Raw genomic sequence first — 23658 nt, 5'->3', positions numbered from 1 at the left:
CTATCGGCGAACGTTCGCTGCAACGTTGCCAACTGAGATTCGATTGACGCGACTTGTCGATCTTCAGCTTCCGACGATTGCGACAGTAGATAAAATAGCGCATAAGCGGCACTGACTCGCGATTCTAGAATCGAAATCGAGCTTACGCGAGTCAGATGTCCACAGATGGTGCCAAGTTGGCCCTAGTATGCGAGAGGGCGCGACATGCCATTCCGGCACAGACTTCCGTCGTGAAAACCGGTTGAATATGTCTTAGCTCCGAGCGATTCGGTTGTTACGCGGAGTTAACAATCCCCATGTTCATCTCGAATTCAGAACTAGCGGTGGGCATGGCCTGAACGCAGACCAACGTCTCCAGGTCCGCAAAATTTCATTTGAATTCACGATATATCTACCTCCTCCCCGCAACGTACGCGCAGTCACGCATCGGAATGAGAAAGGACAAATAGTCGGAAGTTATGCTCCTGGTCTTCAGGTAGCAGCGCAATGATGCCCTTTCATAACGTATGCCGAAGGAATTCAACATTCGTCCTCAGGCAGAGGAGCGCCGAGGCCGTCAATGTGTTCGTCATAGTCAAGCTCATAGCCTTTGCTCAGCACATCGTGTCCTGATCGGCATCGGCATTGCCCTGGACCGCTCCGAGAATTTTGAACTGGTTAATAAGAATGGCCCGCTCTGCGGGTGAAAGCTTGCTCAACTTAAGCCTCCGAAGTGGGTCGTCATGGTGAGATTAACGTCCTTGTCGGTCCGGCTTCGAAAATTGAAGCGGAGCATCCAACCTCAACCTGAAGTCGCCACAAGTCAAGCGCATGCAATCGCCCAGGAACGTCATCGCTTCGGCTGTCGGCACCTGCACGTGCTGCTAAAGCCGGAGGGCTAGAAGCTGTTCCGGCTCTAGCGGGAAGAGAGGCTCGCGGTGCGCCGCCGTGGCGGCCACAGGCCGGCGATCGGGACCCGGGCGCCGATGACGGTGCCGATGCGCGGAACGACCGCTGGTCGCTCGACTTCGTGTCGGATCAGCTCACCGACGGCCGCCGCTTCCGTATCCTCACCGTCGTCGATGCTGATTCCACCCGCGAGGCCTGGCGCTGGTGGTCGATACCTCGCTCTCCGGCACCCGCGTGGCGCGAGAGCTGGACCGGCTGGTGATAGAGCGCGGCAAGCCCGAGACGGTGGAGACAGTCCACAGCGCGAGCGTCTCCGCGAGCGAAGGTAGCGCTGGAGGGTCGAGACCAGGACTTGCATCCTACCAAAACAAGGAGGCGACACCACGTTTTGTGTGTGGCACTAACGCCTTATAAGCGTTCGGCGAGAATGCGCGTCTCGGCGGAGTCTACCACTCACGCGGGCTTAGGATAAGCAGACATTTGGCGGCAGGTTGATAAGCTCTAGCGTGGGGACGTTGTACTTAACACCCAAGTGAAGGAGATGAGCATGGCGCAACAGCCGGCGTATGGACAGGCCCAGGAAGCTGAAGCCCGCAAGGAAGCAATTCTGAAGTCGCTGAGGCTCAAAAAGTGACGCAGCTTGCGGTCGTGAACGAGAAACTGGCGCGAATCGCACAGTTGCTAGCGCTGTCCAAGTCTAGATCGCATGTACCTTCATCCCGTCTCTCCCTAAGGCTGGGCGGTGAGGCTCAGCCTTAGGGATATTTTTGGTCGATTGATTGGCGGGTGTTTCTATTGACGACTGACTAGCTATCCGTTCGGACCTTCTGTGAGGGAGCATGTCATCTGTTGGCGCGGATATCGAGTTTGCTCGACGACTTCCTCATATCCTGGCTGCGCGAGAGCGGCTTGAGAACCTCTGGGCTGCAGGTACGGATTACGCGCGGGATCTAGTCGAAGGCGCGCGCTTGCATAGCCGCCTGCTGCATCTCGATACGGACTTGACTGGCGAATGCGAACTTAAATGCTGCTATTGCGATCGCACTTCCGATCGATATAGCGACCTGCCTGATCGCGTTGAATTAAGCACTGCTGAACGACTTGACTTGATCGCACAGGCGCATGCGATGGGAGCCATAACAGTAGAATTCCAAGGCGCAAGGGAGCCGATGGCCGATCGCGACTTTTGGCACATCGTCGCGAGCGTGCAACAGCACGACATGGTGCCCGTAGCGTTCACCAGCGGATACCGTTTAGATGGCGCGGCCGTAGAGCGGCTATTTCAGCTGAGAGCAACGGTGTTAATTAAGCACAACTCCCACGATGTGGCCGTCCAGGATAAGATGGAGGCGCGAGGGTACGGCGCCAAATCCAATGCTGCCCTGCAGGCGTTGCTCAAGCGGGGATTCAACCGATCAATTCCAACGCGAGTAGCGAACGATGCGGTGGTCACGCCGCAGTTTAACGGGGATTTTGCCGAGGTCGCGTCTCTTCATCGTTGGTGCCGTCTCAACAACGTTCGCAACTATATTTTGCCATTGCTTCCTGAGGGCCGAGCAGATCGGTCTTCAGTGCTTATCGAGAGAAAGCGTGCTGATCGTATCAACAACATGATACGAGAGATTGACGAGGAGGAATTCGGTCCTGAGACTCGTTGGCGCAGTGCTCTGATCGGGGCGCGCCCATGATGCTGATCGAAAGGAGTTTCGATCGCTTTGGATTTGCTGATGCGCTCACGGCTGAGAACGCTTCGGTTGAACTGAGCACGCGGATTCTTCGCGACTACGCGATCTCAAGCGTTCCGTGTGCTGAGGCGCCGTTCGCCTTTGACTCTGAACGTCTTGCGGTTCTTGCCTACAAAGGCGCGATGGAGCGGGTGAGGGAGCGCTTTTGGACGACGAGCTTTCTCGGATCTGGGTTCTGGGGTGACGCTAAGGACGACATCGTCAGCGCTAATATCCGGATGGTGAACAATTGCCGCGCCCTCGACGTCGTAGTTCGCCGCCTGTTTCTTCTCAGCCTGCCAGCGGAAGAGGAAATACAGCGCATTCAAGATCAGCGCATTCTCTTGCTCAAGTGCGAGGACCTTGATGGCTTGGCGCGTTTCGATCGGCGATTTGTCAATCTCGCGCGTAGCATCGAGGAGCTGTCTTATCATGGATGTGATGTGCGCATCGTCCACGATGCCGAGCGGCTTCATCGAGCGCTGCCGGAGGAGCTCAACGCGGAGACGCGCGACACCGAGTTCGCCATCTATGACGATTGGCGCTTCGATGTCTTCCAGGGAGAGCTGTTCGGAGCCATCCAGAGCGTACGGTGTTACACGCCCGCTATGGCGCGCTTCGCTAGCTACCGCGATCGCCTGACGCGCTATTTCGAAAGCTTGTGGCGGCGGTCGAGGCCAATCGACGGATTTCTCAATCGACTGCGCACAACAGTCGAATATTCCTCCTGCCGTATTGATTATCCGGTGAGCTGGCTGGTACGCTACGATGACGCGCTGCCACGCGAGGACGAGGCGCTGAAGATCGAGGAACTAAGCTCGGTCAGGATCGAGCTCCTTCGTCTAGGACGCTGGGGCCACGTGCGGCGGTTCCTTGACGTGGGTACGTGTACCGGGCGTTATCTCGTAGCCTTGCGTGACGCCGTCGTTCCGGGCGGCATCATTCTCGGAGTCGACAACGATGTCGACTGCGTGCGGTTCACGCAGGCGAAGCTTCGTCGTGAGGCGGCTGACGAGCGCCGGTTTCGCGTTGAGCGCCACGATTTCTGCCTCCCAGAGGCTCCATCGTCGCACAGCTTCGATCTTATTACCTGCATGCTGGGCACGATCCTACATTTCCAGCGCAACGGGGGCGACCGTCCGCCCTACAACGACGCCTTCCAGCGGGCGCTCGGGAAGTTCGCCGATCTGCTCGCGCCGAATGGCCTGCTATTCTTCACGGTTTGGTCCGAACAGGCCTGCCGCGATCTGCGGCTCCTCAGCATCTATTCGCAGGAAGACAAGTGCAGGCTGGCGCGAACAGCCATCAACGACGACGAGTTACGGGAGCGGCTCGCTTGCGTCGGACTGAGGCCGCTCGTTCCGATTCCACTGCAGGATCGGCTCGTTCTCTACCGCTGCGAGCGCGATCGTGCCATCGCCGCGAGCCGCCTTAGCTCGCGCGATGTTCAGGGCGAAGAAGCACACAAGGAGATAGGCCATGCCGAGTGCGGATAACACGCAAGATATGGCCGCGGGGCAGCCAGCGAGCGACATCGCCGTAGTCGTGCGCCCATTCCTCGAAGCGCGCAACGCCTATTTCAGCCAGTTGAACGACCAGTGGCAGGGCGCTCAGCGCAGCTTCAAGGAGAGTTGTTGTGTGCACGCGAGGACGCGCGAGTCGCTGGTCAACGAACTGAGGCAGGACCTCAACCACGCGGCGAACCGATACCACGAAAATCTGCGCGCCTTGTCGCAGGCAGAGGCCGACGAACGGCGCCGCGCCGCCGCCAGCGACTTCAGTCGCTATCTAGTGGATGTGGACCTAGCGCAGCTGACGGCTTGGCAGAAATGGAACGAGCGCAGCCAGGAGGTCGGCAATACGATCGCCCAGCTGCGGCAGAGCTATGCACAACGCTCAAAAGAAGAATACCGCAAATATCTCGGTGAGGTGAAGCGGGCCTGGGAATCGGTCGACATCACTCAGGTCCCGGCCGCGCTGCTCCGCTATATCGTCCAGCTCAACGAGGAGGTTGCGCGGCACGCTTGGTACTCCGGAGGTGGCCGTTGAGATGAACGTGGAACAATCTGATCGAAACGCTGGACGTGAGATCCCGACCATGACTGACATCAAGGCGCGCATTGCTGGATTATCTCCGGCGCAGGCGGCGCTGCTGCAGGAGAAGCTCGGCAGCAAGGCGGCGCCCTCAGCGCCGCAGCCGTCGCGCCTCGTCCAGCGACACGCCACCGGTCAGCCAGCGCCGCTGTCGTTCGGACAGGAGCGACTCTGGCTCATCGATCAGATTCAGCCCGGAAGTCCAGCCTACAACGTCCCGGTGACTGTTCCTCTATTTGGCCCCGTCAATGCTGCGCTGCTTCAGCGTTGTATCGAGGAAATCGTTCGCCGTCACGACATTCTGCGCACAACGTTCGCGATGCGGGACGGTCGTCTTGTCCAGATCGCAGGCGCCGCTCAACCGATCCGACTGCCGCTCATTGAGCTCGACGGTTTGGCCGCCGAACTGCATGAGGCCGAGCTGCAGCGTATCATCACCGCAGAGATCCGGCGCCCCTTCGATCTCTCGACTGGCCCCCTGATCCGCGCTGTACTGTTGCGCCTACTTCCACGTGAGGGCGAGCCGAGCCACCTGCTGTTGTGCGTGATGCACCACATCGTCTCGGATGCGTGGTCAATAGGGGTGTTGCTGCGAGAGCTCGGTAGTCTTTACGAGGCCTATTGGGCTGGGCAGCCGTCGCCGCTTGGGGAGTTGCCGATTCAGTACGCGGACTTTGCTATCGCCGAGCGGCGGCGGCTGGATGACGGCTGCTTGGCGCCCCTTGTCAGCTATTGGAAGGAGCGGCTCGACGGCGCCCCACAGGTGCTGAATCTGCCGACCGACCGTCCGCGGACTGGGAGGCGCAGCGACGAGGGCGCGGTCTCCACTTTCAGCCTTCCGGCGGCGATTGCCGCCAAGGTTCGCGCACTCGGCGAGCGGCTGGGGGCAACCCCGTTCATGACGACGCTGGCGGCCTTCATTCTCGTTCTGTCACGCTATGTGCGTAGTGGTGATATCGTGGTCGGTACCCCGGTGACCAGCCGGAATAGTTCTGAGCTCGAAAGCCTGATCGGCTTCTTTCTGAACACGCTGGTGCTGCGGACCCGGATTGCCGGCGACCCGACCTTCGCGGAATTCCTTTGTCAGGTGCGCGACGGCACCCTTGAGGCGTTCCGCAACCAGGATATGCCCTTTGAGATGCTTGTCGATGCGCTCAAGCCGGACCGCAACCTAGCCACTCATCCGTTTTTCCAAGTCATGTTCGTGATGCAGGCTGCTATCCAGCAGGGCACCACGACCGTTGAGGCCATCGTGGCGCCGTCGGTTGCCAGCGGCAAGTCACGCTTCGACCTGACCCTGTCACTGTGCGAGGTCGGCGGACGGATCGATGGATTCGTCGAGTACAGCACCAGTTTGTTTGACCCCGGCACCATAGCCCGCCTATGCGGGCACTATCGCACATGCCTCGATGACGCTGTCCACCATCCAGAGAAGCGCCTGTCCGAGATCGCGCAGCTATCGGCGGAAGAACACGATCAATTGCGGCGCTGGAATGACACCGCCCAGTCGATCGGGGCGGCCGAATGCATTCATCACATCCTTGAGCGCGCAGCCGCCGCGAGACCTGAAGCGGTAGCGCTGGATTTCGAGGGCCGTACTTTGAGCTATGGCGAGTTGAACCGCCAAGCCAACCAACTTGCCAACCATCTGCTGACCTTGGGGGTTGGTCCCGATGTGGTGGTTGGTATATTCACCGAGCGGTCAATTGAGATGATTGTCGGGCTGTTTGGCATCCTCAAAGCTGGCGGCGCGTATCTGCCACTCGATCCAAGATACCCGGGCAGCCGCCTCGCGTTCATGCTGGCTGATACCAAGGTGCAGGTGGTCCTCACACATACCGCCTGCGCAGGCCAGTTGCCGGAGTTCGGCGGACAGGTGGTCGATCTCGTGCGCGATTGGTCGGCTATCAGCCGTGCATCATCGGACGACCCGCGCAGCCATATCTGTGGCGATCACGCCGCCTACGTGATCTACACGTCGGGGTCGTCCGGCCAGCCGAAGGGCGTGCTCGTTCCCCATCGCGGCGTATGCAATGCCGGAGAGGTCGAGCATCGGCTCTATCGCACCGGCCCAGGCGATCGGGTCCTGCAATTCGCATCGCTGAATTTCGATGCGTCGATCTTTGAGATCATTATGAGCCTGCGCGGTGGCTCGATCCTGCAACTGGTGACCGCCGAGGAGGCGCGCTCCGGAGTCGATTTGGTTCGCCTTGTGGAGGCGCGCGGTGTGACCGTTTTAGCTATGCCGCCGAGCGCGCTGGCGGTTCTACCGGTAGCCGCGCTGCCCACGCTGCGGTTGATCATTGTCATGGGCGAGGATTGCCCTGCCGAGCTCCGCGCGCGGTGGCGCCATGTGCCCGAATTCTTCAACTGCTACGGTCCGACCGAGGCCTCGATGTGGATGACGGGGACTTTCCTTCATCCCGACCATCCTGTGACCATCGGTCGGCCGATTGCGAACACCAGCGCCCATTTACTCGATGAGCATCTGTATCAAGTTCCCGTCGGCGTGCCGGGCGAGCTCTTTATTGGTGGCGTGTGTGTAACCCGCGGCTATATCGGCCGTCCTGCCCTGACGGCGGAGCGCTTCGTGCCGGATCCGTTCAGTGCCACCCCGGGTGCTCGGCTCTACCGCACAGGTGATCTCGCGGCCTACACCCCGGAGGGCGACATCTGCTTTCTCGGACGGCTCGACCTGCAGATTAAGGTCCGTGGCTTCAGGGTCGAGCTTGGTGAGATCGAAGCGGCGCTCTCTTGCCATCCAGGCGTTCAAGCCGCGGCGGTCGCGGTCCGCGACGATCTCCCGTCGGGACGTGGCCTCGTCGGCTATGTGATGCCCGGCGCGGAGGCGCCGAGCACGAGCGAGCTGCGCAGCTTCCTGCTCGGACGGTTACCCGACTACATGGTGCCCGCGGTTTTCGTCATCCTCGATTCTCTGCCGCTGAACCAGGCCGCCAAGGTCGATCGACAGGCGCTCCCCGCGCCTCGGCGCGAGCGGCCGACCCTGGACACACCATTTGTTGCGCCCACGACCTCCATGGAGCAGACGACATGCCGTATCTGGGCCACGCTGCTTGGCCGCGACAGCGTCGGTATCGATGACAATTTCTTCGAGCTCGGCGGCCATTCGCTTCTCGCCACGCAAATTATCGCGCGCATGCGCGATGCGTTTGGTATTGACCTGCCGATCCGAGCAGTCTTCGACCATCCGACTGTGGGCGATTTGAGCGCGCTCGTCGAAGAGGAACTGCGGCGGCAGTCCGTGCCCATTGCGGTGCCGACGCCCGACCGCACCGAGCATCATGCTGTCGAGCCTATTCGCAAGAAATACTCGCTGTCATTTGCGCAGGAACGCCTGTGGTTTCTCCGCCAACTTGACCCCGAGGACCGCTCGTACAACATCCCACTCGAATTTCCTCTCTGGAACGTAGATCCGGAGCGGCTGCGCCAATGCCTAAATACGCTCGTTCAGCGTCACGAGATCCTGCGAACCACATTCCATGCCGAGCTGGACGGCCCGGTTCAGGTCGTCTCCCCGGCCCTCAATCTCGACATGCCGGTGGTCGAGGTGGCGGCAGAGACCGCGGCCGCGCAGAAGGACGACTATCAGCGCATCCGCGCACTCGCCGCGGCGCACCGCTTCAACCTCGAGACCGGGCCGCTGCTATGCGCGAGTTTGGTGCGCTTCGCTGGGGGCGCATGTTCGCTGCTCATCATCGTCGATCACATCATCTTCGATGGGTGGTCCGCCGGTGTTCTGTATGGGGAGATCGCCAAGCTGTACGACGCCACGCTACGCGACCTGCCGTCGCCCCTTGCGCCGCTTTCTATCCAATACGGCACATACGCCGAGCGTCAGAGGGCGCGGCTGCGTGGCGTTCTTCTTGAACAGCACCGGGATTTCTGGACGGAGAGGCTCAAAGGGATTCCGGGTCATATCGAGTTGCCGCTTGATCACCCGCGTCAGCGCATGGCGGGCCATGGCCCCGGCGCGTTATATGTCTTCGATCTGCCCGATGCGGTCGCTGGCGAGGTCCGCGCCCTCGCCCAAGCGCAGCACATGACGAACTTCATCGTCTTGCTGGCCGCGTTTCAGGCCTTCCTGTGGCGCTATACGCGACAAGATACCGTGGTGATCGGTTCACCCGTGACCAATCGGAACGAGTCGGACACCGAGGCGCTCATCGGTCTTTTCGTCAACATGCTGGTGCTCCGCGCCGACTTGTCCCCTGGCATGACATTCCGCGGGCTCGTCGGCCAGGTCCGCGAGACGGTCATTACCGCTCATGAGCATCAGGAACTGCCGTTCGAGAATTTGATCGAGGCACTGCGGCCCGAGCGTGATCCCACCGTGAACCCTATCTTTCAGGTGATGTTCGCGCTGCATCAAGTGGGATCGAGCCCGGACTGGTCCCCCCCAATGATGGGTCAGGGCGCAAAGCTTGATCTTTCCCTTCACGTCTCCGACGACAATCGAGTCTTTAGATGCGTGTTCGAGTATCGCACTGAGCTGTTCGAGGCTGCGACAATCGAGCGCATGTCCGGGCATCTCGCAGGCTTCATCGCGCATGTCGTCGAGCATATCGACCTGCCGCTTGCCGATGCGCCGCTGGTCGGCCCGGCGGAGCAAAATGCGCTCAGCGGTTGGCACCAAACCGCCACGGACGAGGACACCACGGTCCCGGTGTACGAGCTGTTCGTTGCCCACGCTGCGCTCACACCGGACAAGATCGCGGCGATCTGTGAGGACGCTCGGTTGAGCTATGCCGAGCTCGATCGTCTATCGACTAGGCTGGCCCAGCACCTGCGCGCCCTCGGCATTCGCGAGGAGAGCCTCGTCGGCGTCTGCCTCCCTCGCTCGCTCGACCTCATGGTCGCCGTCCTCGGCGTGCTAAAGGCAGGCGCGGTCTACGTCCCGCTCGACCCTGATTATCCGGATGAGCGGCTGCGACTGATCATTGGCGATGCCGATCCTATGATCGTGCTCGCCGGCGAAACAGAAAAGACACGCCTCCAAGGGTTGGGCGTGCGATTGCTGAGCGTCGATGATGGCCTGAGCGGGGAGGGGCTGCCGCAACTGCCTGAGCGTGCCGCCGGGCCTCGCAATGCCGCCTATGTAATCTATACCTCGGGTTCCACGGGTATTCCGAAAGGGGTCGTCAATACGCAAGGCGCGTTGAGCAACCGGCTGCTGTGGATGCAGCAGGCCTTTCATTTGGCGGACGGCGATCGCGTCCTACACAAGACTTCGATTGGCTTCGATGTCTCTGTGTGGGAGCTGCTGTGGCCAGTCATCACCGGCGCTGCGGTTGTGCTTGCGGCGCCCGGCCGCCACCGGGATGCCGATTATGTCGCCCGGACCATTGCTCGTTTCAACGTTACGCATGTGCATTTCGTGCCCTCGATGTTGTGGACCTTCCTCAACGAGGTGGGTCCGATAACGCTCCCGAGCCTGCGATGCGTGATTGCCAGCGGCGAAACGCTGCCTCTCGTACTCCAGGACCTGTTCTTCGCCCGGCTCCGTAACTGTACGCTCGAGAATCTGTACGGTCCGACCGAGGCCGCCATCGATGTGACCCGCTGGCGGTGTAGGCCGGATCCGAACCGCCACTCGGTGCCCATCGGGCACGCCATCGCCAATACCCGGCTCTACGTGCTCGATCGCCATCTCAACGAGCTGCCCGTGAACGTGGCGGGCGATCTCTATATTGCAGGCATGGCGCCGGCGCGCGGCTATCTGGGCCACCCCGCATTGACGGCGGAGCGCTTTCTTCCTGATCCGATCGGCGCCGAGCCGGGCGGGCGGATGTACCACACCGGTGATCTGGGCCGACGGCTGCCGGCCGGCGAAATTGAGTTCTTGGGACGCGTCGACGACCAGGTCAAGCTCAGGGGCGTGCGGATCGAGCTCGGCGAGATCCGCACCGCCCTGCTGCGCCATCCCGCAATTGCCGACGCCGTCGTGGTCAACGACGGTCCGAACGGCTCCGCGGATCAGCGGCTCATCGCCTATTACGTGCGCCGGCCCGGGCAGCAGGTCCAGCCGACGGAGCTGCGGCGTCGACTTCACGAAATCCTGCCGCTCGCCATGGTGCCGGCTGTCTATCTTGAACTCGAAGCCGTGCCGCTCACGGCGAATGGCAAGCTCAATCCTCGGGCGCTGCCGAAACCAGGGAAATCACGCTTGGTGGACAGCGAGGCGGCGGCACCGGCCGATGCGCTGGAGGCGTTCCTGATTTCGCTATGGGCTGACACTCTCCGCGTCGAGTCGGTCGGCACCGAAGACAATTTCTTCGACCTCGGGGGTCATTCTCTCCTCGCGATGCGGGTGCTATCGCGATTGCGCGCGATGCTCGGCGTCGACATTGCCGCATCGCATTTCTTCAATGTGCCGACACCGACTTTGCTGGCCGCCGAGATTCTCAGCCGCGCCGACGATCAGCAGGCCGTCCAGGCGCGGGCGCATGCGATCATGACCGTGGCGAATCTATCCGACCAGGAAGTCGAAGTGATGCTCGGCACCACGCGGCTGGAAATGAAGGGGGCTTCCCGATGAGTGGCGCGACCAGCAAGTTCGAGCTGTCGGATGCCCGCTATGCGCTACTCGATTCACTCCTGCCGGACCACCAGCGACCGGTCCGGCAAGCTTGGTGGCGCGTGCCTCATGCCGAGGGAACGGCCACGCCGCTGTCATTCGCCCAGGAGCGCTTCTGGTTCCTCGACCGGCTGCAGGCTGGTAACCCGGCCTACCACATTCCCTGTGTCATCCCGCTTCGAGGACGGATCGTAGTTGCGGCTCTGCGCGACAGTCTGAGCGATGTCGTCGCGCGCCACGAGGCGCTCCGGACGATCTTCATCGTCGAGGGCGGTCGGCCGGTGCAGCGAGTTCAGCCGGCCTCAGCGGTACCGCTCTCAGTTTTGGAATGCGAGGGGGCCGACGCGACAGCGCGGCGAGCCGCAGCCGTGCGGATCGCAGGCATCGAGGTGGTGAAGCCCTTTGACTTGGCCGCCGGGCCGATGCTGCGGGCGACGCTGTTGAGGATCGATGATGGCGAGCACTGGCTGGTCGTGACCATCCACCACATCGTGTGTGATGCATGGTCGCTGCAACGGTTCTTGCACGAACTGACAGCTTGCTACGAAGCCCACTGCAGGGGCCGCGCTGCAGATTTGCCGGTATTGCCGCTGCAATACGGCGACTATGCGCGTTGGCAGCGAGAATGGCTTACCGGCGAGCCGGAGGCCCGTCTGCTCGCTTATTGGCGGACCAGGCTTGAGCGCGCGCCCGCGGTACTTGAGCTGCCCATCGACAGGCCGCGGCCTCCGCTGCCGAGTTTTCGCGGCGCCCTGCATTCATTCGTCATTCCGCGGGCGCCGAGCGACGCTCTTCGCGAACTCGGCCGGGGTGCGCAGGCGACCATGTTCATCGTGATGCTTGCCGTGTTCAAGTCGCTGCTTCATCGCTACACCGGGCAGAGGGATCTCGTCGTCGGTACGCCGGTGGCAAACCGCAATCGCTCCGAGCTCGAAGGCCTGATCGGCTTGTTTCTCAACACGTTGGTCCTGCGCACGGAGATAACCCTGAACATCACCTTCCGCGAGCTCCTCGCACGCGTGCGCACCATCACGCTCGAGGCTTACGAGCACCAGGATCTGCCGTTCGAGAAACTTGTCGAGGACCTACAGCCCAACCGAACTCTGAACGTCAATCCGCTGTTCCAAGTGTTTTTCGTCATGGAGACAGCTCAGGCGGCCGCGCCGGCCGCAGACGGCGCCGCAATTTCGACGGGCACGGCCAAGTTTGACCTCAGCCTACATCTGACCGATACCGCTGGAGAGATTGTCGGCTGCTGGGAATATGCCTGCGACCTGTTCGAAGCGAGCACGATCGCGCGGCTTACCGGTCATCTCCAGACGCTGCTGCGAGGCATCGCGGCGAACCCCGACGCACGCCTTGCTGATCTGCCGCTGTTGAGCGCCGATGAGGTCCAGCAGCGCACGGCCTGGAATGCAACTGTACTGGAGTACCCGGCAGAGCTCTGCGCTCACCAACTCGTCGAGGCGCAGGTCAGGGCTACGCCGCATGACACCGCGCTGATCTGCGGCGACGAGAATCTCTCGTACCTGGAACTCAACAGTCGCGCCAACTCGCTAGCTCATCACCTGCGCGCCATCGGCGTCGGCCCCGAGTCGCCGGTCGGCATTTGTCTTGAGCGCTCGGTCGACATGATCGTTGCTCTTCTGGCGGTGCTGAAGGCGGGTGGACCCTATGTGCCGCTCGATCCGACCTATCCGGCCGAACGGCTCGCCTACATGCTCTCCAACGCGCAGGCGCCGGTTGTGATCACCCAACAGCAACTCACCTGCGTGTTGCCTGCAAACTACGCTGGAAACGTGGTCCGTATCGATGCCAAAGGCGTCCTCGATCGACTACCAGAACAAGATCCGGCATGCATCACCAGGCCCGATCATCTTGCCTACATCATCTACACGTCCGGTTCGACCGGGCGTCCAAAGGGCGTCGGCATGAGTCATCGGAGCCTAACCAATCTCACCGTGTGGCAGAACGGCATAAATCCGTTAGCTCGCGGCGGGCGTACCGTTCAATACAACTCGTTCAGCTTCGACGTTAGCGTACTCGAGGTGCTTTCGACGCTCTCGACTGCCGGTACCTTGGTGCTCGCGTCCGAGCGGATACGTCGAGACGCCGCCGCGCTGGCTGATCTGCTGGCGGCGGAACACATCGGGCGACTCTTCATGCCCTATACGGCGTTGGCGCAACTTGCCGAGCATGCGGCTGCGCGAACCGATCTCGCTCTCGGCTTGCGCCAGGTGATATCGACCGGCGAGCCGCTACAGATCAACACGCATATCATCCGGTTCTTTACCGGGTTGCCCGGCTGTCAGCTTCATAATGAATACGGGCCAACCGAGACTCATTTCGTTACCGAGCACGTGCTAGATGAGAATCCGCGTTTGTGGCCCACCATGCCCCCAGTGGGACGACCGATCGCCAATGCGACCGTCCATATTCTCAGCGCCACACTCGAGCCGGTTCCGGTCGGCGTCGTTGGCGATCTCTACGCCGGTGGTCTGAGCTTGGCGCGGGCTTATGTGGGCGACCCAGGCATGACCGCTGCGCGATTCATTCCCGATCCGTTCAGTGGAATCCCGGGTGCCAGGCTCTACCAGACCGGCGATCTTGCTCGGTTCCGTTCAGACGGCGTGATCGAGCTTCTCGGCCGCGGCGATCACCAAGTTAAGGTGCGCGGTTTCCGCATTGAGCTCGGTGAGATTGAGGTCGCGCTCGCGCGGCATCCCGATGTCCAAACGGCCGTCGTCAGCGCCCGCGGGACCGATGCGCGCAATCGCCATCTCGTCGCCTATGTCGTGCCGATCCCGGGGGCCGCCCCGAGCACGATCGAACTGCGCCGGATGTTGCTCGAGGTGCTGCCCGAATACATGGTGCCTTCCCGGTTCGTTATGATGACGAGCCTGCCACTCGGCGGCACCGGCAAGATCGATCGCTACCGACTTCCCGATCCAGCTTCTCTTTCCAACGCCGACGACGAACACCAGCTAGTGCCGCGAAACCGCCTCGAGGAGGAGCTGTCACGGCTTTGGTGCGATCTGCTGCTGTGCAATAAGATCGGGGTCCACGACAATTTCTTTGCTCTGGGCGGCCATTCGCTCACCGCCGTCCAGCTGGCCACGCGCATCCGCGACAGTTTCGGCGTCAATCTTCCGGTTCAACGCATTTTTGAGGCGCCGACTTTGGCCGAGCTGTCCGTGGTCATTCTTCAGATGCAAGCCGCCGAGGCGGATCCGGACGAACTGGCGCGCTGGTTGGATGAGATCCAAGCGGAGGAGATGTCATGAGCCTAGACGGACCTGACGACAGCACGGTCTACCGCGTGGTGGTTAACCACGAGGAACAGTATTCGATCTGGCCGGTCACGAAAGCAATTCCTCGAGGATGGTCCGACGCCGGCAAGAAGGGCAGCCGGGCGGCATGCCTCGCCCATATCGAGCAGGTGTGGACCGACATGCGGCCGCGCAGCCTGCGCAACCAAGGTGAGACCTGACCATGTCAAACTCCGCCGACCGACTACGCCAAGCCGCCGACAGTGAGGACGAGATCGAGCACGTGATCCTAGGGCACATCAAGGCGGATTTCGTCGCCGACGCAGCATGCGAGCTGCACCCGGAGACCAGTCTCGAAGGCGTCGTCGACTCGACGGCGATCATGGAGCTGGTCGTGTGGATCGAGGGCGTCTTTGGTTTCACTGTCGAGCTTGACGATATTACCCCGGACAACTTCGGCAGCGTCCGGCAGCTTGCCCGCTGGATCGCAAGAAACACAAACCGCAAAGGCTGCTGATGCTGCTCCACGACCTGCTGACGCAAGCCGCGGCGCGCTGGCCCGACAAGCTTGCTGCCATCTTTCCCGGCGAAGCAGCGACCTTTGCGCAGCTTGACCGGATGAGTCTTGCGTTGGCGGAACATCTTGCCCACATGGGAATCGGCCCGTCGAGCCGGGTCGCAATCCTCCATGAGAGTTCACTTGCCGCGATCGTCAGCTATTGGGCCGTTCTGCGCAGCGGCGCCGCCACCGTCGACATAGCGCCGGTGGCGGGCCCGGCAGCGCTCGCGGCCCTTACAGAGGCTCGGCCCGCCGCAATGGTCATCCAGCCCCAATTGCTACGGCGAATGATGAGCGACGATCTCGACTGGTGTCCGGCCATCGTCCTAAGCGGTGCTGAGGCCTCGGATCTCGCCGCGCCCCTGAATGCCGCCGGCTGCCTGTTCCTCATGTTCGAAACGACGTGTGAGGCGGGCGGCCCGGTTGTGGAATTGCCGCGATCGGATCCCGAGAGCGTCGCTATGTGCATCTATACCTCAGGCACCACAGGACGTTCCAAGGGGGTGATGTTGAGCCACAAGAACCTGCTGTCGAATCTCACCAGCTTCAATAGCCGGCTGGGCCTGACCAGCGACGATCGCCTACTGCTCGTTGCTCCACTGCACTACATCCACGGTCGCATCCAACTCCTGACCTTCACGATGCTGGGCGCTACGACCGTGTTCTCGGGCGGTTTTCGGTTTGCCCAGGCCGTCGTGCATGATCTTGTCCGGCACCGTATCACAACCCTCTCGGGAGTGCCGTATCACTTCTCCATGCTGCTTAATCACAGCCGGCTGCGAGAGATGTCGCCGCCCGATCTGCGCCACCTTATCATTACTGGCGGTGCATTGGCGCCGTCCGCCTTGCGTGCTCTCCAGGAGGCAGTCCCCCAAGCCGCACTCCATGTCAACTACGGCCTGACCGAGGCGTCGCCGCGCCTGACCTATCATGGCCCATCGCACGAGGTCCTGGCGCGGCCTGCATCGTCCGGGCGCCCACTTCCCGGCGTTATTATCGAGATCCTCGGTTCGAAAGACGAGCCACTGCCGCCTGGGACAGTTGGCGAGGTGGTCGCTAGCAGTCCCGGAATCATGGTAGGATATGTGTCGGGAGATGAACGGACGATCGGCCGGATTGATGGGCGTGGTCGGCTGAGAACCGGTGATCTCGGATATTTGGACGCCGACGGCTATCTGTACATTGCCGGCCGCAGCTGCGAAATGATCAAGACGGCGGGCGAGCGCCTGTTCCCAGGCGAGATCGAGCAGGTACTGCAGACGCATCCGGGCATTGCGGAGGCGGCCGTGCTTGGCCGGCCAGATCCGCTTCTTGGGGAGCGCGTAGTGGCCTACATCGTCACCAAGACAGGGCATCGCCCATGCCATGCAGAACTCAAGCGGCACTGCCTGAACGCACTTCCGTATGTGCGCGTGCCCAAAGAGATCCATATCGTCGCAGAATTACCCAAGACGGCCTCCGGCAAGGTCCGGCGCGAGGCTCTGCGCGGCTGGTCCGCGGCATCGTGCGGCGACGTTGCGCATGAGGTGATGCCATGAAGATCGACCTCGGCGGCAAAGTCATCATCGTCACCGGTGCCGGACGCGGGATTGGACGTGAGATCGCGCTGATGGCGGCCGCAGCTAACGCCGCCGTGGTCCTGGCCGCGCGCACGCAGTCTCAACTCGATCAGGTTGCCTCAGCGATTGCTGCAAGCGGCGGGGTTGCCCACCCGATGCCAATCGATCTGCGAGAAGTGCACGCTAGTGCTGATCTCGTGAAGGCCACGCTTGATCGCTTCGCCAGGATCGACGTCATCGTCAACAATGCCGGAGCCACCGCCGTCGCCAATACAGTCATGCAGAGGGGAGACGATCTCCGGGCGATCTACGACCTCAACGTCTTCGCGCTGATCGCACTCACCCAAGCGGCACTCCGGCACATGATCCGGTCGCGCTGGGGCCGCATCATCAATATCTCATCAGTATCAGCGAAATACGGGCCAGCCTACAACAGTGCCTATGCCTCTTCGAAGGCTGCTGTGCTGGGCTTCACCCGTTCTGTCGCGCGCGAGACTGCAGCCCTCGGCATCACGTCCAACGCGATCTGCCCATGGCACGTCAAGACCGATTTCGTTGATCAGGCGATGGGGCACCGCGCAAGAATGTTCGGCAAGACCGCGGAAAGCTATATGGACGAGATCGTTGCCGCGAGTCCTATGAAGAGATTCATCGAAGCCCGCGAAGTGGCCGGCCTGGCCGTTTATTTGATGTCCGATTTCGCCGCAGGGATAACCGGGCAGTCGCTCAATGTTTGCGGTGGGACGCTGATGGAATGAGTGATCTCCGGAGCTTCCTCGACCTCGTCAGGGCGCAGCGCCCGTCGGACTTTATCGAGATCAAGCGCGAGGTAGATCGCCGGTTTGAGACCGCGGCGATTCTATCGAAGCTCGAGATGCAGCAGCGTTCGCCTATCCTGCTGTTCGGATCGGTCCGCGGCGCGGCCCTACCGCTGGTGACAAATGTGTGCGGCTCGATGGGCCGCATCGCTTTTGCACTCAGCTGTCCGATCAAGGACGTGTCGGCACGCTATGCTGTTGCCGCGGCGGCTCCCATCCAGCCGAAGGTGACGCGCGATGCACCGGTCCAGGAGATACGTGCGACCGGGCGTGATATCGACCTTGGGCGCCTTCCGGCACTCGTCTATCACGAATATGACGCCGACAAGCCCTATATCACCGCGGCCGTCGCTGTTGCTCGCGATCCGGATAGCGGCCGGACGAATCTGAGCGTGCATCGTCTGATGGTTCGCGATAGCACGAGCGCAGCCGTCTTTATTGAGCGCGGCAAGCACCTGGACGGCATCTTGCAGGCCTTCCGTCGAGCCGGCCGCATCATGCCGATAGCTTTTTTTATTGGATCGCATCCGGCGTGGCTTCTTGGCGCGGTTTATTCGGGCCCACTCGAGGAGTACGGTGTGATCGGCGGTCTGCTACGCGAGCCACTCTCCATTGTCGAGTGTGTCACTCAAACAGGTCTGTTCGTACCTGCTCGCGCCGAGGTCGTGCTCGAGGGCGTGATCGATCCTGACCAACTCGTCGAAGAAGGGCCATTTGGTGAGTGGTCCGGCTATAGCACCGGGATCGTGCGTTCGCCGCTGTTTCAGGTCAGCGCCATGACGATGAGGCGCGACGCGATCTTCCAGGATGTGGTGAGCGGGCATATGGAGCATCTGACCGTCGAACTCCCGGCGATCGAGCACCGCACGCTCGCTCGGGCCCGCGCAGCGGCCCCGAGCGTCGCCGCCTTCGCGGTTATCGCGCCGTTCACGTCTGTGGTCGCGCTGGAGAAAACGGCCGAGGACGAGCCGAAGCGGGTGATGGACGCGCTGCTGTCCACCGACATCCAAGCCAAGCATTTGATCGTGGTGGATGCTGATGTCGACATCCGCGATCCGCGCCGAGTGTTCCGTGCGATTGGGCTGAACACGCAGCCAGTGCGGGACGTCCATATCTATCCCGATGAATCGGGAACGCTGCTCGATCCGTCCTGCACGTCGCCGACGGCAAGGACGTCGAAGATGGGAATCGATGCCACCCGTCGGCTCGCGCCGACGCGTCAGATCAAGCCTAACCAGGTGCCCTCGGACGTTCTGGCCAGTGTCGACATCAGCGACGTTCTAAAACGCAGGCCTTGAACTGGGCCCGCGCATTTCGAATGAGAGAAAGCGAGGCTGCACATGGAAACGATTACAATAGGGAAGACAAAGGAAGGCTTGCCGGTAGATATCGAAATGGTGCCGGGCCGAGGTGCAGACTGGGGGGACGAGGAGGCGTTTGCCGCGCATTATCGAGATCAGGGTTATGTGATTGCACGAGGCCTCATTCCTGCCGAGCGCGCCGACGACGTCGTTGCGGCCTTCCACTCCGAGGTCAAGCCGTATCGCGGACTGATCTTGCGCCAGCTCACCACGCGCAGGGAAGCACATCGCTTCTCTGCCAATGGTCATATGATCAATCCGATCCTCAGCGTTCAGGATCTGAGCGATGAGCAGTTCACCAAGTTCCGTCGCGACAGCCTCTCAGTGCTGACGCACCAGAACGTTCAGCGCGTCCTACGTATCCTCGCTGGCGAGCGGGTCACCTGCGTTGAATCAATGTACTTCGAGTCTAGTGCGCGCGGGACCATCACCCATGCAGACGGACATTTCATGGATGCGTCCATTCCCGGTGCGATGATCGCAGGCTGGTACGCGCTTGAGGACATTCATGCCGGCGCCGGCCGCTTCTATCTTTTGCCGCAGAGCCAGCTTCTCGGTACCGACGCGCCAGGCTTTGCTCCTCTGCGCACTTTCTGGAAGCAATACGAGGAGCTATCGGAGCACACCGCGCGCACCTTCAACTATAACAGCGAGGAAACAAATGCGGCGTTGCGCATCAAGCACGCGCGGTTGTTGGCGCGAGGTCTCGCGGGCGTATCGTTCTATTCGCCGGCCCTTCAAAAAGGTGACGTGGTGCTGTGGAGCTCGCGGGTGCTGCACGGCAGTCTGAAGCCCGACGCCCCGCAGCACTCACGCAGCTCGCTGACTGCTCACTACATTCCCCGCTCCTATGGATATGTTCAGTACGGCCGGCCGACCGAACTCCACCCGCGGGAGGTCAACGGCATGGCAGTGCATCACCTGCGCTCGGTCCGCAGCGCTCGGGAATGTGCATCGTGAAAACCTACACGACCGATGTTCTGATCGTGGGCGGAGGTGGGGCGGCGACCGCGGCTGCCATCAGCGCCCATGAGAGTGGCGCGCGGACAATCCTAGCGGTGAAGGGACGCTTCGGCGTACCAGGGTTGCGTGGCGCGGGCGCGACGTCGAACCCGCTGGCCGATTTCTGGACCATCCGCACGGTCGGGCCAAAAGGTGGGCTGTTCAATCCACCCGATCTGGTCCATCAAGACATGATCCAGGCAGGCTTGGGCATGGCCGATGCCGAGCTGTGTCGCATCTATGTCGACGAGGCGCCGGAAGCAATCAAGCGATTGCGCGCCATGGGTGTTCAGTTCCAGAACAAGGTCCTGGCCGTCATGCCGGCCGTAGCGGCATCCAGTGGCACCAACAACATCGTTGCTATTCAGAAGGCAGTGATCGAGCATACAAAGACCACCGTGCTCGAGCATGCCAATGTGATTGACATGCTGGTCGAGGCCGGCCGGTGTTTCGGCGCTGTTGGCATTGACGATTGGGGCGAGCCGTTCCTGGTCCGGGCCGGTGCGGTCGTGCTTGCGACGGGCGGGGTCGGGCAGCTCTTCCGGTACAGCTTCAATCCGCCAGGCAACACCGGGGACGGCTACGCCATGGTGCTGCGCGCCGGAGCCGAGCTGTTTAATATGGAATTCATGCAGCAGGGTCTAGCGACGACTTGGCCGAGCCAGGCGATGGTGATGCTCTACGACATGCCGGAGCCCTTCCGTCTGTTCAATCGTGACGGCAAGTCCTTCGTCCAGCAGTATCTGCTGGACGGTGTCACCCTCGAAGAGGTATCGCGGTGCAAGGCGCTGCACTGGCCCGTCAGTTGCCGCGATGCCGCCATCCACCTCGACCGTGCCATTCACGGCGAGGCGCTCGCAGGGCGTGCAGGCCCGCATGATGGCGTGTACCTTGATCTTTCGTTGGCGCGACGCGCCTTCCTGCCCGAGATGTTTGTCAATTACATGGCGCAGTTTGATATCGACCTCAACCGGGACCTGTTGCAGGTTCAGAATCACCACCACACCTGCAATGGTGGCGCACGTGTCGACTCCCATGGAGAGACACGGGTCCGCGGCCTGTTCGCTGCCGGCGAGACGATGGGTTATCAGGGCGCGGATCGGCTCGGCGGCACTATGCTCGGCGGCTCGCAGGTGTTCGGTTTTCGCGCTGGCCGTAAGGCCGCCGAAGTGGCGCGCGAAGAGCCTGATCTCGGTGTCCACTCGGGCCTGCTCGATCGGTTGCTCCACGAACCGCTAGCGCGTCTTGCTGAGGCCAAGGGGCCGGCGCGCCCGGGCGATCTGCTGCGCCCCCTTCAGCAAAAGATGTGGGCGGAGCTGCTGGTCGAGAAGGACGAAGAGAGTCTTGCAAGGGCCCTGCAGTATGTCGCCGACGATCGCGAGCGGCTCGCCACGGGCATTCGCACGTTCGAGCCGATGGATTGCATGCTCGCGCTGGAGCACCGCAACCTGCTCGATATAGCCGAGGTCATCATCCGCGCTGCGATGTTGCGCACCGAGAGCCGCGGCTCACATTATCGCGCGGACTATCCGGACAGGAATGATGCGGATTGGCTGACGAATATCTTCGCCGCTCTTGACGATGGCCAGCTCCGCCTGGAGACACGCCGCACCGATCGGACGTGGTTCGGGCAGGCAGGCGATTTGCGTATCCTACCATGGGGGTGATATGCGCGCGACGTTGTTGAGATCCTCCGTGCGATCCGTCGTAGGCGCGGACGGCTATTCGCTGCGCTATCGGGTGTGGCCGGCAGACGAGGCCCTGCGCGCCACCTTGATCCTCCTGCACGGTGTGATGAGCCATTCCGGCTGGTTTCAACCGCTCGCAGACCATCTCGGCGAGGCCGGCCTGAAGATCATCGGTGCGGATCGCCGCGGTTCGGGCCTCAACGAGGAGGGCCGGGGCGATGCGCCATCCGCGAGGATGCTGGTTGACGATGTGAGACGCATCATTGCTGCCGAGCGGAGCGAGGGGCGTCCGGTGCATCTCGCCGGCTGGTGCTGGGGCGCCGTGCTAGCTGTCAACGTGGCGGCCACGTGCCAGCAGGAGCTTGCAAGCTTGGTCCTGATAGCGCCTGGTCTTCATCCCTCTGAGGCAGTTACAGCAGCGATGAAACGGCAGGATGCGATCGCGCGTCACCCGCACTGTGGTGCCCTTGCGATCCCGATCACCGAGGACATGTTCACCCGCGGCCCCCATCTTGCGGCGATTGAGGCCGACGAGTTGCGCTGCCGGCTGATCACGCCGAGGTTCCACAACATTATGCGAAAACTCGGGGTCGGCGCCAAGTTGCGCCTTGGTCAACTCGATCTGCCGATGCTGCTGGTGCTCGCTGGCACGGATGAGGCGACTGACAATTTCCATACGCGCCGAACTTTCGCTGCGCTCAGGCGATCCGCGGTCACGATCAAGGAGATCTGCGGCTCGCATGGGTTGCAGTTCGAGGCACCGGACCAGCTTGCCGACGCAGTTGCGTCGTTCACCGCGATCGTCGGCGACCCGGCGGATGTACGTCATGCAGGTTGAGCGATTCGAGCTCCATCCTGTTCGACTGCCGCTGAGAGCACCATTTAGCCATGCGCGCTACCGGCGAAGAGAGTCGCACGCAATCATTGTCGTGCTGCGCTGTCAAACCGGACTTGCGGGCTTTGGCGAAATCCTTCCCCGCGACTATGTGACCGGCGAGACCGTCGAGAGCGTGCTGACCACGCTCGGCCCGGCCATGGGTGCGCGCTTTACCGGACGGCACTTCGACGATCGCACCAGTGTGGTCACCCATCTTCATCGCGAGCTCGATCATGCGGGTCGTCACCTGGCGACCTTCTGCGGGTTCGAGACCGCGCTCCTCGACCTGGCAGGACACGCCTTTGGGTTCGCTCTCGGTAAGGTCCTTGGCAGAAAAGCCGGGCCGCCGCTGCCGGCCGGGACGGTGATTGGCTTTGACGTGACGACCGAGGCCCTGCCGCGACACGCTGCGGTAATGCGGCTGCGCCATACGCGGCACGTTAAAATGAAGGTCGGCCTGGTCGATGATGTCGAGCGGCTCACCATCGTAGCCGAGGCGCTCGGCGCGCCGCTGCGAATCGATGCCAATGCCGCGTGGGAATCGGCTGCCGAGGCAGTCCGTCGTTTGCGTTCCATGAGGGCGATCCCGCTCGCGTCGGTTGAGCAGCCGCTGGCGCCGTACGATTTCGTCGGCGCTCGACGCATCCGACAGGAGACCGGCATTCCGGTGGTCGCAGACGAAGGGCTGTGCACAGGGGAGGACGCGGATCGGTTGATCGAGGAGCGTGCCGCGGACATCTTCAACATCCGGCTGGCCAAATGCGGAGGCCTCCTCGGCGCGTTGCGTCTCGTCGAGCGCGCGCAGGCGAATGGGCTGCGCTGCCATCTTGGAACGATGGTAGGGGAGAGCGGTATCCTCACACGTCTCGCCGAGCTGTTCGGCCGCTTCGTACATGGTTTCGACTGGCTCGACGGCAAGGGACAGAATGCATGGCTTCTCGCCAACGACGTTCTAGAGGAACCGCACGCGGCGGTGCACGCTCCGATCTCGGCATCCGGGCTCGGGGTACGTGTCTCGCGTGACCGCATTTCCAGGTTCACCATGCTGGGTGAAAATCATGGCCCAACTAGATAAAGCGCGGAAGCCTGGTCGGCCGGGATTAGCCGCTTGGCTAGGCGGTGCCCCTGAGCGTGTCCCGTTGATGGACCCCTTGGTATGGCTGATCGCGGCTTTGCTTCGGCCGCCGGCCATTGGCCGTGCTGCTCTACCGCACGGGGGACGCG

14 protein-coding genes and 1 pseudogene are annotated in these 23658 nt (G+C 61.9%); all 15 read left to right on the top strand.

Features of this window, described 5'->3' with window-relative positions; genetic code table 11:
* Positions 1 to 812 precede the first annotated feature (812 nt).
* A pseudogene (locus ACH79_RS38955) lies at positions 813 to 1176 on the top strand (IS3 family transposase); the annotation flags it as partial.
* A gap of 551 nt (positions 1177 to 1727) precedes the next feature.
* Positions 1728 to 2576 (top strand): radical SAM protein, encoded by an 849-nt coding sequence (locus ACH79_RS38950; protein ID WP_161855561.1) that lies wholly within the window; start codon positions 1728 to 1730, stop codon positions 2574 to 2576.
* Positions 2573 to 4108 (top strand): class I SAM-dependent methyltransferase, encoded by a 1536-nt coding sequence (locus ACH79_RS38945; protein WP_161855560.1) that lies wholly within the window; start codon positions 2573 to 2575, stop codon positions 4106 to 4108. Before ACH79_RS38950 ends, ACH79_RS38945 begins: the two co-directional genes overlap by 4 nt.
* Positions 4092 to 4661 (top strand): hypothetical protein, encoded by a 570-nt coding sequence (locus ACH79_RS38940; protein ID WP_161855559.1) that lies wholly within the window; start codon positions 4092 to 4094, stop codon positions 4659 to 4661. The genes ACH79_RS38945 and ACH79_RS38940 overlap by 17 nt, the downstream gene beginning before the upstream one ends.
* 49 nt (positions 4662 to 4710) lie before the next feature.
* Complete coding sequence (locus ACH79_RS38935; protein WP_161855558.1) at positions 4711 to 11262, top strand: non-ribosomal peptide synthetase; 6552 nt, start codon at positions 4711 to 4713, stop codon at positions 11260 to 11262.
* Positions 11259 to 14585 carry a non-ribosomal peptide synthetase gene (locus tag ACH79_RS38930; protein WP_161855557.1) on the top strand — a complete coding sequence of 1109 codons (3327 nt, stop codon included), beginning with the start codon at positions 11259 to 11261 and terminating at the stop codon, positions 14583 to 14585. The genes ACH79_RS38935 and ACH79_RS38930 overlap by 4 nt, the downstream gene beginning before the upstream one ends.
* Positions 14582 to 14791, top strand: coding sequence for an MbtH family NRPS accessory protein (locus tag ACH79_RS38925; RefSeq protein WP_161855556.1), 210 nt, complete (start codon positions 14582 to 14584; stop codon positions 14789 to 14791). Before ACH79_RS38930 ends, ACH79_RS38925 begins: the two co-directional genes overlap by 4 nt.
* A 2-nt stretch (positions 14792 to 14793) precedes the next feature.
* Positions 14794 to 15087 (top strand): phosphopantetheine-binding protein, encoded by a 294-nt coding sequence (locus ACH79_RS38920; protein WP_161855555.1) that lies wholly within the window; start codon positions 14794 to 14796, stop codon positions 15085 to 15087.
* Positions 15087 to 16667 (top strand): class I adenylate-forming enzyme family protein, encoded by a 1581-nt coding sequence (locus tag ACH79_RS38915; RefSeq protein WP_161855554.1) that lies wholly within the window; start codon positions 15087 to 15089, stop codon positions 16665 to 16667. The genes ACH79_RS38920 and ACH79_RS38915 overlap by 1 nt, the downstream gene beginning before the upstream one ends.
* Positions 16664 to 17446 (top strand): SDR family NAD(P)-dependent oxidoreductase, encoded by a 783-nt coding sequence (locus ACH79_RS38910; RefSeq protein ID WP_161855553.1) that lies wholly within the window; start codon positions 16664 to 16666, stop codon positions 17444 to 17446. The genes ACH79_RS38915 and ACH79_RS38910 overlap by 4 nt, the downstream gene beginning before the upstream one ends.
* Positions 17443 to 18804 carry a UbiD family decarboxylase gene (locus ACH79_RS38905; protein WP_161855552.1) on the top strand — a complete coding sequence of 454 codons (1362 nt, stop codon included), beginning with the start codon at positions 17443 to 17445 and terminating at the stop codon, positions 18802 to 18804. The genes ACH79_RS38910 and ACH79_RS38905 overlap by 4 nt, the downstream gene beginning before the upstream one ends.
* Before the next feature lie 42 nt (positions 18805 to 18846).
* The gene (locus ACH79_RS38900; RefSeq protein ID WP_161855551.1) at positions 18847 to 19827 is read left to right on the top strand and encodes a phytanoyl-CoA dioxygenase family protein; all 981 of its coding nucleotides are present in this window, start codon (positions 18847 to 18849) and stop codon (positions 19825 to 19827) included.
* Positions 19824 to 21536, top strand: a complete 1713-nt coding sequence (locus ACH79_RS38895) for an FAD-binding protein (RefSeq protein WP_161855550.1) — start codon at positions 19824 to 19826, stop codon at positions 21534 to 21536. The genes ACH79_RS38900 and ACH79_RS38895 overlap by 4 nt, the downstream gene beginning before the upstream one ends.
* A 28-nt stretch (positions 21537 to 21564) precedes the next feature.
* Positions 21565 to 22395 (top strand): alpha/beta hydrolase, encoded by an 831-nt coding sequence (locus tag ACH79_RS38890; protein ID WP_161855549.1) that lies wholly within the window; start codon positions 21565 to 21567, stop codon positions 22393 to 22395.
* The gene (locus tag ACH79_RS38885; protein WP_161855548.1) at positions 22385 to 23509 is read left to right on the top strand and encodes a mandelate racemase/muconate lactonizing enzyme family protein; all 1125 of its coding nucleotides are present in this window, start codon (positions 22385 to 22387) and stop codon (positions 23507 to 23509) included. The genes ACH79_RS38890 and ACH79_RS38885 overlap by 11 nt, the downstream gene beginning before the upstream one ends.
* Positions 23510 to 23658 lie beyond the last annotated feature (149 nt).

Origin of the sequence: Bradyrhizobium sp. CCBAU 051011 (genome assembly GCF_009930815.1) — a bacterium.
Classification (GTDB): Bacteria; Pseudomonadota; Alphaproteobacteria; order Rhizobiales; family Xanthobacteraceae; genus Bradyrhizobium.
The sequence above is the reverse complement of the archived record's forward strand: the minus strand, read 5'-3'. Positions and strand labels throughout refer to the sequence as shown.